The sequence below is a fragment of the Streptomyces sp. NPDC090442 genome, assembly GCF_044769405.1.
Classification (GTDB): Bacteria; Actinomycetota; Actinomycetes; order Streptomycetales; family Streptomycetaceae; genus Streptomyces.
Map to the genome: position 1 here is coordinate 106,242 of NZ_JBIVXW010000005.1, position 14,716 is coordinate 120,957.

13 protein-coding genes are annotated in these 14,716 nt (G+C 68.5%); 8 read left to right on the forward strand and 5 right to left on the reverse strand.

The features are described from left to right. The first annotated feature begins 56 nt into the window (after positions 1 to 56). The 7 genes from ACIQU6_RS05980 (at position 57) to ACIQU6_RS06010 (ending at position 5,078) form a co-directional block, all read left to right on the forward strand. Positions 57 to 266, forward strand: coding sequence for a hypothetical protein (locus ACIQU6_RS05980; RefSeq protein ID WP_301487753.1), 210 nt, complete (start codon positions 57 to 59; stop codon positions 264 to 266). Continuing rightward, entirely contained in the window at positions 250 to 765 is a 516-nt protein-coding gene (locus tag ACIQU6_RS05985) for a DUF6879 family protein (protein WP_403480406.1), read from the forward strand. Before ACIQU6_RS05980 ends, ACIQU6_RS05985 begins: the two co-directional genes overlap by 17 nt. Beyond that, a complete protein-coding gene (locus ACIQU6_RS05990; RefSeq protein ID WP_403480407.1) occupies positions 762 to 1,595 on the forward strand; it encodes a helix-turn-helix domain-containing protein in 834 nt (277 codons plus the stop codon). The genes ACIQU6_RS05985 and ACIQU6_RS05990 overlap by 4 nt, the downstream gene beginning before the upstream one ends. A gap of 406 nt (positions 1,596 to 2,001) precedes the next feature. Beyond that, on the forward strand, positions 2,002 to 2,139 hold the full coding sequence (locus tag ACIQU6_RS05995; protein WP_403480408.1) for a hypothetical protein: 138 nt from the start codon (positions 2,002 to 2,004) through the stop codon (positions 2,137 to 2,139). 14 nt (positions 2,140 to 2,153) lie between these two features. Continuing rightward, positions 2,154 to 3,341 carry a cupin domain-containing protein gene (locus tag ACIQU6_RS06000; protein WP_403480409.1) on the forward strand — a complete coding sequence of 396 codons (1,188 nt, stop codon included), beginning with the start codon at positions 2,154 to 2,156 and terminating at the stop codon, positions 3,339 to 3,341. A gap of 29 nt (positions 3,342 to 3,370) precedes the next feature. Beyond that, positions 3,371 to 4,243 (forward strand): aldo/keto reductase, encoded by an 873-nt coding sequence (locus ACIQU6_RS06005; protein ID WP_403480505.1) that lies wholly within the window; start codon positions 3,371 to 3,373, stop codon positions 4,241 to 4,243. 238 nt (positions 4,244 to 4,481) lie between these two features. Beyond that, the gene (locus ACIQU6_RS06010; protein ID WP_403480410.1) at positions 4,482 to 5,078 is read left to right on the forward strand and encodes a hypothetical protein; all 597 of its coding nucleotides are present in this window, start codon (positions 4,482 to 4,484) and stop codon (positions 5,076 to 5,078) included. Positions 5,079 to 5,099: 21 nt separating this feature from the next. On the opposite strand, the gene ACIQU6_RS06015 is transcribed toward ACIQU6_RS06010, so the two are convergent. Both ACIQU6_RS06015 and ACIQU6_RS06020 read right to left on the reverse strand, forming a co-directional pair. Continuing rightward, entirely contained in the window at positions 5,100 to 5,930 is an 831-nt protein-coding gene (locus ACIQU6_RS06015) for a recombinase family protein (RefSeq protein ID WP_403480411.1), read from the reverse strand. A gap of 1,727 nt (positions 5,931 to 7,657) precedes the next feature. Next, positions 7,658 to 9,400, reverse strand: a complete 1,743-nt coding sequence (locus tag ACIQU6_RS06020) for a recombinase family protein (protein ID WP_403480412.1) — start codon at positions 9,398 to 9,400, stop codon at positions 7,658 to 7,660. Positions 9,401 to 9,514: 114 nt separating this feature from the next. Here ACIQU6_RS06020 and ACIQU6_RS06025 point away from each other — a divergent pair, with 114 nt between their 5' ends. Further along, a complete protein-coding gene (locus ACIQU6_RS06025; protein WP_403480413.1) occupies positions 9,515 to 11,362 on the forward strand; it encodes a prolyl oligopeptidase family serine peptidase in 1,848 nt (615 codons plus the stop codon). Positions 11,363 to 11,500: 138 nt separating this feature from the next. On the opposite strand, the gene ACIQU6_RS06030 is transcribed toward ACIQU6_RS06025, so the two are convergent. The 3 genes from ACIQU6_RS06030 to ACIQU6_RS06040 all read right to left on the reverse strand — a co-directional run bounded on the left by ACIQU6_RS06030 (position 11,501) and on the right by ACIQU6_RS06040 (position 14,409). Then, positions 11,501 to 12,397, reverse strand: a complete 897-nt coding sequence (locus ACIQU6_RS06030) for an SURF1 family protein (RefSeq protein WP_403480414.1) — start codon at positions 12,395 to 12,397, stop codon at positions 11,501 to 11,503. A gap of 180 nt (positions 12,398 to 12,577) precedes the next feature. After that, positions 12,578 to 13,837 (reverse strand): hypothetical protein, encoded by a 1,260-nt coding sequence (locus tag ACIQU6_RS06035; RefSeq protein WP_403480415.1) that lies wholly within the window; start codon positions 13,835 to 13,837, stop codon positions 12,578 to 12,580. Continuing rightward, entirely contained in the window at positions 13,834 to 14,409 is a 576-nt protein-coding gene (locus ACIQU6_RS06040) for a SigE family RNA polymerase sigma factor (protein ID WP_274914394.1), read from the reverse strand. The genes ACIQU6_RS06035 and ACIQU6_RS06040 overlap by 4 nt, the downstream gene beginning before the upstream one ends. Positions 14,410 to 14,716 lie beyond the last annotated feature (307 nt).

Genomic DNA, 14,716 nt, shown 5'->3' on the forward strand with positions numbered 1-14,716 from the left:
CCCTCTAACGTCGCTGGATAGGCGGCCCAACCAGGGCCAGAGCAAGGGGGTTTGGCATGTCCGAGCGTTCGGCACTCACCCGGCTCACGGGCAACGGCAACGGCGAGTGTGGTGAGAAGGACTGCCCGAACGTGTACCGCACGGCCACGGGATCCTTCGTCGTGCAGGGTGATGTGTCCGACGCCTTCACCCCGCCCGCCGGGGAAGGGCTTGTGGAAATCCCGGAGGCGGTTCTCAGGGAGGCAATCCGTGCACTTGGATGGTGACGCGTGGAATGACTGCTTCGATTCCATGGAGCGTGAGGCGTGGCGGCTGGAGACACTGCCCGTCTACACCATGCCCCAGGAAGCGGAGAAGCTGAAGCGCTTCCTTGCCGGGGAAAAGTCCCCGGACGACTACAACTCGGCCTGGATGGACGAGGTTCGGCAGTGGGCCTCGGAAGGAAAGAGCGTCGGTCGGGTGCACATCGTAACCCGGCCGCTCTCGGACTATCTTCGGTTCGAGTTCGAGTACTACTACCGGCACCATGTGAAGGCGGGCGAGGACATTCGCATTCTCGACCTCACCGACCGGGAGAACCCCGGGCTGCCGGACCAGGATTTCTGGATGTTCGACGAGTCCAAAGTGGTCCTGATGAACTACCGGGGAGACGGGACGCAGATCAACCGGGAACTGTGCGAGGGTGACCCGGACCTGTACCGGCAGTGGAAACGAATTGCCGTTGCCGAATCCGTTCCGTTCCTGGAGTACGTGAGCAGCGGGTGACGTTCGATCCTGAACAGCTTGGGCAGCCAAAACAGGAACTTGCTGCCCTGCTGAAAGAACTACGCAAGCGAGCCGGCCTCACTGGGGACCGGCTCGCTCGGCGTTGCAACATGTCCCAATCGAAGATCAGCCGGATCGAGAATGGGAAAGCCCAGCCGAGCCTGCTGGACCTGGAGAGAATCCTCCGGGCCGTCGTGGCTCCACCCGAGGTCATCGAGGAGGTCATTGCCCTCGCGAGGCTGGCCAACACTGAATGGCAAGACCTTCGCTCGCTGCGGCGTAGGGGCCTGGAGAAGAAACAGACTGAGCTTGCAGCGCTTGAATCCTCGTCTGTCGAGTTCCGCTTCTTCCTGCTCTCGATGATTACAGGACTGCTGTCCACCCCCGAGTACATCCGGGCCAGTCTTGCCCATTCTCCAGCCGATGTCACTAAGACTATCGCGAGGAAACTGGAGCGGCAGGAGGTTCTTTACGATACGAAGAAGCGGTTCACTTTCATTCTCACTGAGCAGGCTGTGAGATGGCCACTCCTACCTCCGGCTGCGATGGCTATGCAGATTGACCGGCTGGCCTCGCTAACCCACCTGCCGAATGTGAAGCTCGGCGTTATCCCAATCGCGGGACACAAACCCATGGCTCCGATGGACACCTTCACTGTCTACGACAACGCCTTGGCCACTGTGGAGAACACGACAGGTGTCGTGATCCTAAGAGACCCGCGCGACATTGAAATGCATTTGGAACTGTTCTCCACGCTGGAGAGTTATGCGCTGTTCGCGGGGGAAGCGCGAGCCTTGTTGACAGAGTGGGCTACTGCCTGCCGTTCATGATCTTTAGTCAATGACGGGAAAGAACTACACAGCCGCCGCTTTCCGGGTCAATGATTTCCCCCATGACAGCGACCGAGCGAAACGAAGAGCGGGTGCGCTACGACGTAGTGCGGGGGCTGGAGTTCCGGCGGGCGTTCGGCCTTAACGACGTGCGCTCATGACCGGGCGCATGACTCTCCGGGTGTCATACGACGGCGGTCGGACGTACGGCCCGGTGCGCACGGTGCAGGTGAACCCGCGCAACGCAGTGATCTTGGGTTCGCCGACCAAGTACCCGCCCTGCGGGTGCCCTCGGTGCACAGGGCGCCCGTCGTCGCCGAGGTCGGTGTCCGCCGCGCTCGTCGCTGTCCCTTCGCTTCCTGCCGGAATCCCGGTGGGAGTTCCCGAGAAGAGAGAGGTGAGTCCGATGGTGGAAGAGAACACCACTTCGGTTGCCCCCGAGGGGGGTGGCCTGCTCGTCGCGAAGCGGAAGATTGCGGCCGCGCGCACCCGCGCCGAGCAGGAGTCGGATAACACGAGTGGCCGTTCCGACGGCAACGACTGACGGGAGCGCCCACGGTGCTTGATGCAGCCTCGTGGGCGGGGCGTCTGGGCGGGGACACCTTCCTCGCCCAGACGTACCACCGCTCCTACGCGCATTTCTCTGGCGCCGCCGACATGGCGGGCCTGTTCTCCTGGGACGACTTCAACCAGATCATCGCCACGCAGCGGCTGGAGCCGCCCCGGCTGCGCCTGTCGGTCGACGGGGAGATGGTCCCGCTTCACCGCTACGCGATCCCGACCACGAACCGTCGAGCGGTTACCTGGTCCCGCATCCAGCCGTCCGACTTCCATGCCCAGCTCAGGGACGGGGCGTCGCTGGTTCTCGATGCGGTGGAGAAGATCCACCCCACCGTGGGAGCGGCTGCGGAGGGACTGGAACGCTTCCTCGGGACTTCCGTGCAGGCCAACGTGTACGCCTCGTGGACCGAGAGGGAAGGCTTCGGTCGGCACTGGGACGACCACGACGTGGTGGTGGTCCAACTGCACGGCTCGAAGCGGTGGCGCCTGTGGGGAATGACCCGTGAGGCGCCCACCTTCAGGGACGTGGAGTCGCCGGAGGAGCCGGAGGGCGACCCGGTAGCGGACCTCGTTCTCTCCCCGGGTGACGTGCTCTACCTCCCGCGCGGCTGGTGGCACGCGGTCACCGCTGACCAGGGGACGGAATCCCTTCACCTCACGTTCGGCACGGTCCCGCACACGGGCGCTGACCTGATGCTGTGGGTCGTCGATCAGCTCCGGGCGTCCCTCGCGCTGCGCAGGGACATTCCGCGCTTCGGAGCGCTGGCGGAACAGTCGGACTTCGTCGACTCCGTACGCCGCGAGGTGGCCGACATGATGGCGGACCGGCGCCTCGTGGAGCGATGGGCGGAATCGATCGACACGACCGACCTGGGCCACGCGATTCCGTCCCTGCCGTACGTTGACGGGCTCCCCGCGCGGTCGGAGATCACGGTCAAGCTCACCGCTCCGAGGGGTCGCCTGACGGCGAACCGCGAACAGGGCACGGTCACCTTCTCGGCGGCCGGTACCGCGTGGGACTTCGCCGAGTCCGCCGCGCCCGCGCTGGGCACGCTGCTGACCAACCAGCCGACCACGCTGGGCGAGTTGGCCGACTCCGCTGAACTGGAAGTCAAGGAGGTGGCCGAACTGGTCTCCGTCCTCATCGACGGCCATGCCGTCGCAGTCGTGGGGACGGCACTGTGACCGCCGCGCTCTCCCTGGGGACATACCGCGTGCGTGCCGTCAGCCGGGCGGCACGCACCGCCCTGGCTGCTGGCAGCCCATGGGTGGACACAGCCCCCAACTACGCACACGGACAGGCACACGAGGAGTTGCACCCTGTCTTGAGGGAGCACCCGACCGTTCGGGTAGCCACCAAGACGGGATTCTTCACAGGTGACCAGGGCTGTGCCGCTCTGGATGCGGGCGTGCTCCCTCGGAAAGAGGCGTTCGCCCGGCACAGTCTCCAGTCCGGCTTTGTCCGCTGGCAGACGGAGCGTTCGTTGGCCGCGCTCGGTCGCGTGGACCTGGTGTTCGTGCACAACCCTGAGCATCACGGGCACGGCCTTGACCATGCCGCTCTCCTCTGGCGGGTGCGGGAAGCCTTCGCGGTGCTGGAAGGCTTCGCCCATGCGGGCAGGATCGGTGGGTACGGCGTCGCCACATGGTCGGGCCTGACTTCCGGAGCCTTCAGCGTTCCCGAGTTGCTCGTGCTCGCCCGACAGGCGGCGGGTTCCTCCGAGCATCACTTCACGGGGTTGCAGATGCCCGTCAGCCTGATCATGGATGCCCCAATCACAAAGGCCCTGAACGGCGGCGGTCCGCTGGTGCAGGCGAAGGATGCGGGGCTGATCACCTTCGGCTCCGCTCCCCTCCACGGGGGCGAACTCCTCGGTGCCATGGCACCCGAACTGGTGAACCTCATCCGCCCCGGCCTGTCGGCCGCAGCCGCTGCCCTGCTGGCCGCTGGCTCATGCCCCGGCCTCGATGTCGTCCTGACTTCCGCGAGCACGCGCGAGCACTGGGACGATGCGGCCAAGGCTCTGGCTGCGCCGCTGACAGCCCAGGAACTCAGGAAGGTGACAGATGAACTCGCCGGTGAATGAGGAGGTACAGGCCCTGATGGAGGCCGCTCATGACCGGGCGGCCAAGACACTGGGGCTCAGGTGCACGGGGCCGCTGGCATGGGGCTTCCTCGGTGTCACCCTCGGGCGTCGAGCGGGGGACCGGTGGCTACGGGTTAGCCGGACGGCCGCGAGGAACGCGGGCAGGAAGCGGGGAGAAGGCATCGTTGGTGCCTCTGAGCTGGTACCTGACAGCGTCCCCCGCCCGCGCCTGCACGGGGTGCACGACTGGACTGACGGCGAGTGGGCCTTCGAGGCGGAAGTCCTGGACTACGTGATGCAACCCGTCGTGTCCCCGGACCGGGCCGACATCGACCACGACCCGGGGTTGCCTGACGAGTGGTGGGCGGACCTCCGCAGGGCCCTTGCCCTGCTCGCTGACGTGGAGGGAGTGAAGACCACCGTTCGGAATGGGTGGATCGAACGGGCCTTCCCTCAGTTCCTCGGCATCCCGGCCCCCACCAAGGTGGAGCGGGTGACCGGTCACGGTGACCTGCACTGGGGCAACCTCACGGCTGTGCCCCTCGCCCTGCTGGACTGGGAGCGGTGGGGCCGGGTGCCGTTCGGCTATGACGCCGGACTCCTCCACGCCAATAGCCTGCTCGTACCGGAGGTAGCCGCCCGCATCCGGGAGGAGTTCGCGTCAACCCTCGACACTCCGGCCGGCCGAATCGGGGAACTCGCGGCGCTGGCCGAGATGTTGCAAGCCGTAGCCCGTGGCTGGTACCCCGACCTTGCACCCCGGCTTGTCGCCCGCACAGAAGCCCTCACCGGTGTGCGGCCACCCGTCCCGGTGCACTCCGAGGTGAGTGCCTGACTGAGCCTCTGTGCGCCTGCCTCAGGCGCTCTCTCCCAGGTGGCGGTACAAAGTTGCACGGCCGATCCCCAGAGCCTTGGCGATGGCCGTAATGCTCTCTCCCTTCGCGTGCCTGGCACGGGCTACGGCTAGCTTGTCGTCGTCCACGACGGACGGACGCCCACCGACGTTGCCCTTACGGGCCGCAGCGTCCAGCCCTTCCAACGTCTTCTCCCGGATGCCTTCCCGCTCCACCTCTGCGCTCACGGCCAGGACGGCGAACACGATGGCACCCGCCCCGTTCGGGTCATACACCCCCTGCAACGGGCCGGAGAGAAGCTCCAGTTGGATGCCGTCCGCTTGCAGCGTGGAGGACAACGTCATGAGTTCCGCCGCGCTGCGGGCAAGGCGCTTCATCTCCACCACCGTGAGGATCACCGGTTGGTTCGGGGCGGCTGTCTTGATGTCCCGCGCCAGGGCCAACGCCTTCTCTAGTTCCGGCCGTTCCTTCACACGGGTACTGATCTTCTCGGAGAAGACACGGTTGCAGTCGGCACGGGCCAACATGTCCAACTGGCTCTGGAGTTCCTGCCCGACCGTGGAGCAACGGGCGTAGCCGATCCGTATCGCTGCGCCTGGCGTTGCCTCTGCGACGCGTGCGGGCTTGCCCTCGGTCCACGGCTTGCCGGGATTGCGGTCGGCCGGAGTCTTCACGGTCAGTTCCGCCTTGAGCGCGGGCACCAGGGCGAAGCGGCCGGTGTGGTAGTTCGCTGCCACCTTGCCCGTGGCCGTACGGCAGGGACTACCAGCGGGGGCATCGCACTTCGGGCAGGGGTGACGCTCGACCTGATCGGCCGGGTGGTTCGTGGTCATGATCGAGAACGTCCCATAAACGTGTCCCGAAAGTCAATCGTGAGGCAGATGTTTCGGGACGGGTATCGGGACGCGAGAGTGGGGGCGAAACGGACACCGCCCGAAGTCAGGCTGGTCGTCCCGATATCGATGGTTTACGAGACGCCTTCCCCGTGGTCCTGGTGCTCGTGCTCAGCGCCTTCGAAAGTGGGCGCTGTCGCGCCCTGCTTGGGCTTGCCCTCTGCCCTGACTGTCAGCCACGACGAGGCGCCGTGCGCCTGCCTGACGGCCTGCCGCACTGACCTCGTCACCGTCGGAGGGGTGCGGCCTGTCGGCCGCGTACAGAGCCGTACAGCCGTTCGCTTGCCACGCAACAAGGCGGAGTCTGCAATGGCGAACGGAAGGGCAAGATCTTGGCGCTGTCCAAGGTGGAGGCGACGGCGAAGCGGACAGCCGAGACGTACGAGGCGATGGCGAAGGGGTGGGGGTATGACCCCCGGAGCGGAAAAGCGCCGACCGCCACGTCTTGGCCGCTCAGATCCTGCCACGGTTCCAGACCTCGCCAGGGCGGCGACGATCGTAGGCAGCGGCGAAGAAGTAGCAGGTGGGAGCGCTGCGCCTAGCTTGGCCGGCACTCGGAGCCTGCACAGGAATGAAGCCTCTTGAGGCTTGTCGTAAGTGGCTTCGCTCTGTGGCCGCGTAAGCGGCCCACTCCCCTTGCTGTAAGCCCGAAGGAGCTTCGTGCTACGGGGGCGCGTTAGCGCCCACCTGACTGGCTTCCTGAACTTCCAGATGTCGGCCCCTACGGGGCTGCATTGTCGAAGCGTCTTCGCTCTGTGGCGGCCGGATGGCCGCCCCCCTCTTGCCGACTCTTCCGCCGTTGCGACTTACGTAAGTGGGGCGCTGTCGCGCCCGGCTTGTCCTTGCCGTTGACCAAGGTCTTCCTGATGTCGGCCCCTGCGGGGCCGCACTGCACTTACTCCAAAAGAGATAAGAGAGGACGTGAACGTATCCGCAGGTCAAGGCGTATACCTGCACACGCCAGACGTGCTCTGACTACACGCACGGTGTGCGGTCCTGGTGGACGCGACATGGCACGGGCGCACCCTTGGCCTTCTGAAACAGGTGAGGTGGGAGCACCAGGCAGGCCGCCCCGGAGCGGGGCGAGACGAGGCGGAGATCCTTGGCCCTCGCTACTGCGTTACGCGTGCTCTGGTCGGATAGGCGCTGACCATCCTTGCCGAGCAATGCGGCCAGTCGGCCGGGCTCGAACGGGGCGTGCCCCTGCCGGTCGGCCCACCCGATGGCGGCGAAGTGGACGCGGTAGGCAAGCGGGTGCCCAGGGTCCTGCGCCATGCGCCGGTACTCGTGCTGGGAGACGCCGCCCCACGGGCGGCCAGGGCCGAAGCTGATAGCCACTGAGCGTGGCTCCTTCCTGTGCGGCGCAGCATGCGCCAGTGACCCCCGCCGGGCGGCGGGACATGTGTCTCCCTTCTTCGCGGGGGTGGACCGGCCTCGGTCGGCACGGTCTCTCTTCACAGGTGGCGCCCTGGGCTTCGGGCCCGGACTCGGTCTCGTGCAGTCGGGAGCGACGGCGGCGACCTGGCATGCATCGTACAGGGGGCGGTCCGCTCCGCTCCGGGGAAGGGTGAGCAGGAGGCCACAGAGCTGGCCCTGAAACGCAAAGAGCCCCCGACCCAGGGAAGCCTGGGCCAGGGGCCGGAAGGGCGCTCAGCGCCCGTCTGTGGTCACGCGGCGGTGGACAGTGTGGAGACGAAGACGGAAGCCGCCTCGGGGAAGGTCTCCCGTGTCTTGGCCCTCACCTTGACGAGGGTCTTCGGGAGTGCGGCCGTGCCGTACGTGTCGACGATCGTCGCCCGCTGCTCCGTGTCCATCAGTGGTACGGGGTCCATCCAGTGGTCGGGGACGTTCCAACCGGTCTCGCCCCAGTCGGAGAGTTCGGCGCCGTCCACTCCACCGGCGATAGCGAACTCCTTCAGGTTGCCGAAGTGGACGACCGCCCCACGCTTCACGCCCGGCATCGGATCCCGCCACACGATGACCCTGACGTTCCGCTCACTCAGGAAGTCACGCCGATCCTGCGTTCCCATGGCTGTCCACTTGTCGGCCCATGTCCGGCCCGTGGGCTGGAACGCGACCGTACGGGGGCGCACGGGACGTGCTTCGAGTTCGGCGATCTTCTTCGTGAGGTTCTCCAGCGTGCGCCAGTACGACTGCTCCTTGGCTTCGGTGTCGTACTTGCCCTCGGTGTAGTCGCTCTCCAGTTTGTTCAGCCGCTGGCGCTTCTGCTCCAGCTCTGCCGTGTGGTCCTCGCCGGGGTCCACCATCTTGACCATCTCCGGAGCATGGCCGATCGCGTCCATGAGGGCGTCGGCGAAGACGGCTTCGAGCTCAGCTTCAGGAACGTTGGCGAGCGCCGGGCAGTCGACGGACCGGTTCCGCGATGTGCACCGGTAGTCCTTGTACGTCTTGGTCTCGCCGTTCTTCAGGGTCTTGGTCGTGTGGTGGCACACCATGCGGCTACCGCAGTTCCCGCAGATGGCTATTCCTGTGAGGAGGCATGCCGTGTCCCTGCGCCGGACTTTCTTCAGTCGCGTACGGGAAGCGAGTGCCTTGTTCGCCGCCTCCCATTCGCCGAGCTTCAGAATCGCCCTGTCCGCAATGACGCTCGGTTCGCCCTCCTCGGTCTCCCAGATCTCGCCGTTGTAGGTCTGGTAGCCGACGCACACAGGGTTCTGAATAACGCGCGAGACGGTAGCGGGCTTCCATAGAATCCCCTTCACCGGCTTCCCCTTAATTGCGCGAAGGTGATCCGACCACGTCATTATGTGGCGTCGGTTGAAGTCCTCGGCGATCGCGTACGTGGAATCGCCCTGGCGTATGCGCTTCGCGATTTCCTGGAGGAGTTCCGCGTACACGGCATCAGGGGTAAGGATCCGATGTTCGTCACCGGAATCGATGGAGCGATAGCCGAACGGCTGCGGTCCACCAGTGAAGCGCCCCAGCTCGCGCAGGGTCTGCATTCCGTTGGTGACATTCTTCTGGATCTTCCGGTGTTCTTCTTCGGCAAGAACGGACAGCACCTTGGCGACGGCACTGCCACCGGCCGCCTGAGTGTTCAAGCTTCCGTCGACGGTGACGATGTGCTTTCCGTTGTCCTCAACCCAGTCGAGAAGTTCGGAGAAGTAACGGACCTTGCGAGAGATCCGGTCAATTCGCGGGAATGCCAGGACATCCCACTCGTCCATGCGGTCAGTCAGCCACGGGCCGAGCTGTTCCCGCTTGAAAGGGTTGGTTGTTCCGGAGGTGTTCGTGTCGAGACCCCACCCGATAACGATGCGGTTCTGTCCGGGCGTATCGGCCCAGTATTGGAGATCGCGCCTCTGGGCGCTGATGGAAAGGGAGTTCTCGTCTTCCGTACGGGTTACCGACTGCCGACCGCAGCCCACTACTCGAACCTTGTTATGCATTGTCTTCGATTTTACCTCGAACTCGATCCCGAACAAAGAAATCTTGGCCCCGAATTCGAATGGATTTCGAAGTCTGGAGTAGGGCCGTGCACCAGGTCCGGCACATCGGGTTTGATGGAGGGCATGACTGACGCTGAGGCCATGCCCACCTGGGAGAAGCGGTTCCGCGCACCGCGCGTCTCCCTGCCCGACTGGGCGGAGTACGCCCCCGACCGTTCGTTGTTCGTCTCGAACGCCACCGGCACCTTCGAGCTCTACACCTGGGACCGGAAGTCCGGTCACCAGCGGCAGGTCACGGACCGGCCGGACGGCACCACGGACGGGGTTCTCTCACACGATGGTGAGTGGATCTGGTGGTTCGACGACGGCATGAGTTCCTCCGTTCCAGACTTGCCGTCGTACGGGGACGAGTTCGGCGTCTGGATGCGGCAGCCCTTCGCCGGCGGCCCCGACGAGCCCGCCGCCCCCGGGCTCGCCGCCTCCTACCCGGGCGGCCTGGCACTGCACCGCGACGGCGCGGCGGTCATCGGCCGCTCCACGGACGAGGACGGCTCGACGATCCACGTCGTGCGGCCCGGGGAGCAGCCCGTGGAGATCTACCGCCACCGCGAGTCGGCGGGCGTCGGGGACCTCTCCCACGACGGCTCGCTGATCGCCATCGAGCACACCGAGCACGGCGACGCGATGCACTCCGCCATCCGGATCGTCCGGCCGGACGGCTCGACGGTCGCCGAGCTCGACGACACGCACGGCGGCACCGAGGAACTGGGCCTGTCGGTCATGGGTTTCGCCCCCGTGGACGGCGACAGCCGGCTGCTGGTGGGGCACCAGCGGCGGGGCCGCTGGGAGCCGATGCTCTGGGACCCGCTGACGGGCGTGGAGACCCCGCTGGAGATCGACCTGCCCGGCGACGTGGGCGCGGACTGGTACGCGGACGGCTCGGCCCTCCTGGTGGAGCACGAGTACCAGGCCCGCAGCGAACTGTGGCGCTACGCCCTGGCCGGCGCCCCGGGCGCCCCCCTGAGTCGCGTCGACACCCCCGCCGGCACGGTCTCGGGCGCCACCGCCCGCCCCGACGGGACGGTGGAGTTCCTGTGGTCGTCCGCCGCCCAGCCCCCGGAGGTGCGGTCGACGAACGGCACGGTGGTCCTGGACCCGCCCGGCCCGAAGGCCCCCGGCTCGGTCCCGGTGACCGACGCCTGGGTGGACGGCCCCGGCGGCCGCATCCACGCCCTGGTCCAACAGCCGCCCGGCGCGGGCCCGTTCCCCACCGTCTTCGACATCCACGGCGGCCCGACCTGGCACGACAGTGACGCCTTCGCGTCGTCACCGGCGGCCTGGGTGGACCACGGCTTCGCGGTCGTCCGCGTCAACTACCGCGGCTCGACCGGCTACGGCCGGGCCTGGACGGACGCGCTCAAGCACCGCGTCGGACTGATCGAGTTGGAGGACATCGCCGCGGTGCGCGAGTGGGCCGTCTCCTCCGGCCTCGCCGACCCCGAGCGGCTGGTGCTCGCCGGCGGCTCCTGGGGCGGCTATCTGACGCTGCTGGGCATGGGGACCCAGCCGGACGCCTGGGCGCTGGGGCTGGCCGCCGTCCCGGTGGCCGACTACGTCACCGCGTACCACGACGAGATGGAAGCCCTCAAGGCCATGGACCGCACCCTCCTGGGCGGGACCCCGGAGGAGGTCCCCGAGCGCTTCGAGGCGTCCTCCCCGCTGACGTACGTCGACGCGGTGCGGGCCCCCGTCTACATCTCCGCCGGCGTCAACGACCCCCGCTGCCCGATCCGGCAGGTGGAGAACTACGTCCAGCGCCTGGAGGAGCGCGGCCACCCGCACGAGGTCTACCGCTACGACGCCGGCCACGGCTCCCTCGTGGTGGAGGAGCGCATCAAGCAGGTCAGCCTGGAACTCGACTTCGCCCGCCGCCACCTGAAGACGGGAGCCCGGACCGACTAGCGACGATGCGGCGAGGTGGGGGTGGGTGGGGCGGGGGGAGGGGGAGGGGGAGAGCCCCTCGCGGCCGTCACTCCCCGGCTCCCCCACCGGCCCCCGCCTCCGCCTCACCACGCGCTCACGCCCCGCGCCTACCGCCCGCTACGCCCCTTGAGGCTCCCGCGTCTCCTCCGGGCTCTCCGTCCCCTCGGCCGCCTCACCGTCACGCGGGCCACCAGGACCGCTCGGGCCGCCCGGGCCGCCCGGCTCCTCCGGGACGATGCCCAGTGCCGCGTCCCTGGCGGCCTCGGCCTCGCGGCGGACCAGGCGGAACCACATGAAGAGCACGAAGCCCGCGAAGACGAACCACTCGCCGGTGTAGCCGAGGTTCTGGAACGCCTTCATGTCCAGGCCGCTGCCCTCCGCGGCGGCCGGCGGGACGGCGTGCAGCGGGGCGGGCGGGTCGGTGAGCGTGATCCAGGCGTCGTAGACGCCGTACGGCACGATGTTGACCAGCGAGGCCGCGCTGATCATGCCGAGCTGCCCCTTCGGCAGGCCGCCGCCCGCCTGGACGCCGGCGGTGCCCTGGTTCTCGGACGCCTGGAGCGCGCCGACCACCGTGACCTCGCCCTTGGGCGGCGCGGGCGCCTTCGCCGCGTCGGCCGTGGAGTTGGCGTCGCCGGGCAGCCAGCCGCGCACGACCGGCAGCGCCTTGCCGTCGTCCGTGCGCAGCAGGGTCAGGACGTAGAAGCCCTGCCGGTCGCCGTGCTTGCCCTGCAAGGTGCGGCCCGGCACGAGGAGTTGGTGCTCGGCGTCGTAGCGGCCGCGGGCGCTCGCCTGACGGCCGGAGGTGACCTGGTCGACCGGCAGCAGGCCCTGCAGGGGCCGGGGCGCCGCGGCCTTGGCGTCGGCGGACCGGTTCTCCTGCTGCTGGTGCGAGGCGACCCGGTCGTCGAAGCGGCTCAGTTGCCAGCTCCCCATGAAGATGCAGAAGGGGATCGCCAGTACGGCGAAGACGTTGATTCCCCACCACCGCGGGGTCAGCAGGAACCGGTACACCCCATCAACGGTACGGGGCCCGCCCGGAACAGCCGCACCGCCCCCTCCCCGCCGCCGCCCGGCCCCCGGGACCCGGCCGGTTGCCCCGGCGAGGGGTGCCGACAGCGACGGCCCGGACCGCGGTACGGACTCCGGCCGCACCGGCCACGGCCGACCGTGCCCAAGGCGTCACCACCGCCCCTACGGCGCCGCCACCGGTGCCGTCCGGTACACCGTGCCGGCGCACGCATCCGGGATCTTGGCGTCGGCCGCCACGGGCTCGCCCGCCTCCGGGGTGTGGGTGAGGAGCACCCCACCGGCCGCCGCCCCACCGTTCGGGGTCCCCTCGCCGCCGCCGGCCTGGCCCGCGGTGCCGCCGCCGTCGCCCGTCGTCGCCACGGCGGCCGGCGAGGCCCCCGGTGCCTTGGACGGATCGGGGGTCGGCGACGGGCCCGGGCTGGTGCACCCGGTCTTGCCGCCGCCGGCCGCCGGGATCCAGGCGAACTTGACCTCGTACGCCTGCCCCGGCTTGAGCACCAGTTGGTCGGGGGTGGTCGCCGGGTCCGGCAGGCCGGTGGCCTCGTCGCCCGACGTGTGGTCGACGACATGGACCTTGTCGGCCTTGGTGGAGCCCTGCGGGGTGAGGTCCACGGTCCCGCCGCCCTGCACGGTGCAGGCGGTGTTGGAGGTGTTCACCAGCCGGAAGGCGCCGTAGACCCGGCCCGTCGAGTCGGCCGCGCCGACCGTCCCGGTCCCCTTGCCGAGCTGTTCGCGTCCGCAGACCGGCGAGGTGACGTCCATGGTCGCGTCGGGCGAGGGCGTGTCGTCGCCGACGCCGAGGCCCGTGCCGGTCTGCTCGGCGCCCTTGTCGGCCTTGCCGGACGGTCGTTCCGGGCCCGGTGTCGCGTCGTTCCCGCCGATCGGCCGGGTGCTGGTCCGTGTGGGGCCCTCGCCGCGCGCGCCGCCGGTGTCGTGGGTGACGTCCCGGCTGCTGGCGGCGTTGGCCGGGCGGTCGCCGGGGTCGTCGCTGAAGTTGGCGACGTGCACCATCGCCGGGACCGCCGTGCCACCGAGCAGCAGCGCCGCGGCCGCGCCCACCATGACGTGCCGCCGTCGCTGGCGTCGGGCCGGCACCGCCCGCCGCAGTTGCTCCAACGCGTCCGGCGTGGGCTCCAGGTCGGCGACGCTGGACCGCAGCAGCCGTCTCAGCTCGTCCTCGCCGCCGAAGCCGGCATCCCCGGACGCGTCCCGATCGCCCGCACTCCGGCCGTTCGCCTCGCGCTCACCCGCGCCACCGCACTCATCGGCGCCACCGTGATCACCCGCGTCACCGCGGTCGCTCACGCCACTACCGCCGTCCGCGCCCCGACCACCGTCGTACGCCGTGCCGCCGGCCCCCCGACCGGTCTCGTTCCCCCAGTCACGCCCGCCGTTCCCGCTGTTGGGACCTGCCGCACTCACGCCGGAGCCTCCATGGCGACGCGGAGCGCCGCGATTCCCCGCGAGCCGTACGCCTTCACGGAGCCGAGCGATATCCCCAGCGTCTCGGCGACCTGAGCCTCCGTCATGTCCGCGAAGTAGCGGAGCACCAGCACCTCGCGCTGGCGGCGCTGCAAGCCGCGCATCGCCTTGATCAATTGGTCCCGTTCCAGCAGGTCGTACGCGCCTTCCTCGGCGCTCGCCATGTCGGGCATCGGCTTGGAGAGCAGCTTCAGCCCGAGGATCCGGCGGCGCAGCGCGGAGCGCGAGAGGTTGACGACCGTCTGCCGCAGGTACGCCAGCGTCTTCTCGGGGTCGCGCACCCGGTTGCGGGCGGAGTGCACGCGGATGAACGCCTCCTGCACGACGTCCTCGCAGGAGGCGGTGTCGTCGAGCAGCAGTGCGGCCAGGCCGAGAAGTGAGCGGTAGTGCGCGCGATAGGTCTCGGTGAGGTGGTCGACTGTGGTGCCGGCTGCCATCGCGTCGTCAGTGTCCCCACGCTGTGTCGACAGCTGCGCGGGACGCGCGGCGGACCAGGGGGCGATCACCGGCATCCCCCCGGGCACCCGTGGGCGCTGGGGGCGCACTGCCGCGCCTGCCCCTGCCACCGGGGCGATGGTGAATCCGAGTACCTCTGCCACGCTTGTTGGACACGCTTCCCCCCAAAAGGGTTGTACGCGCAAGGCCCCGCTTGTGGCGACGCGTCAAATGCCCTCATGCGCACCAACTCTTCCAAACGCCCCAATTGCCCTGATACGACCGCCCTGTCGCAATCGTCCCGCCACCCCAGGGCCCCGAAAGCGGCCCGCGCACACCACGGGCCACCCAAGGGGGCGATCCGGAGAGACGCCACCCACCGGC

What these genes read in the sequence shown, in the direction of transcription:
- ACIQU6_RS06020 (WP_403480412.1), bottom strand. Translation starts at nt 9,400, where the DNA reads ATGCATAACAAGGTTCGAGTAGTGGGCTGCGGTCGGCAGTCGGTAACC.
- ACIQU6_RS06025 (WP_403480413.1), top strand. Translation starts at nt 9,515, where the DNA reads ATGGAGGGCATGACTGACGCTGAGGCCATGCCCACCTGGGAGAAGCGG.
- ACIQU6_RS05995 (WP_403480408.1), top strand. Translation starts at nt 2,002, where the DNA reads ATGGTGGAAGAGAACACCACTTCGGTTGCCCCCGAGGGGGGTGGCCTG.
- ACIQU6_RS05980 (WP_301487753.1), top strand. Translation starts at nt 57, where the DNA reads ATGTCCGAGCGTTCGGCACTCACCCGGCTCACGGGCAACGGCAACGGC.
- ACIQU6_RS06040 (WP_274914394.1), bottom strand. Translation starts at nt 14,409, where the DNA reads ATGCCGGTGATCGCCCCCTGGTCCGCCGCGCGTCCCGCGCAGCTGTCG.
- ACIQU6_RS06015 (WP_403480411.1), bottom strand. Translation starts at nt 5,930, where the DNA reads ATGACCACGAACCACCCGGCCGATCAGGTCGAGCGTCACCCCTGCCCG.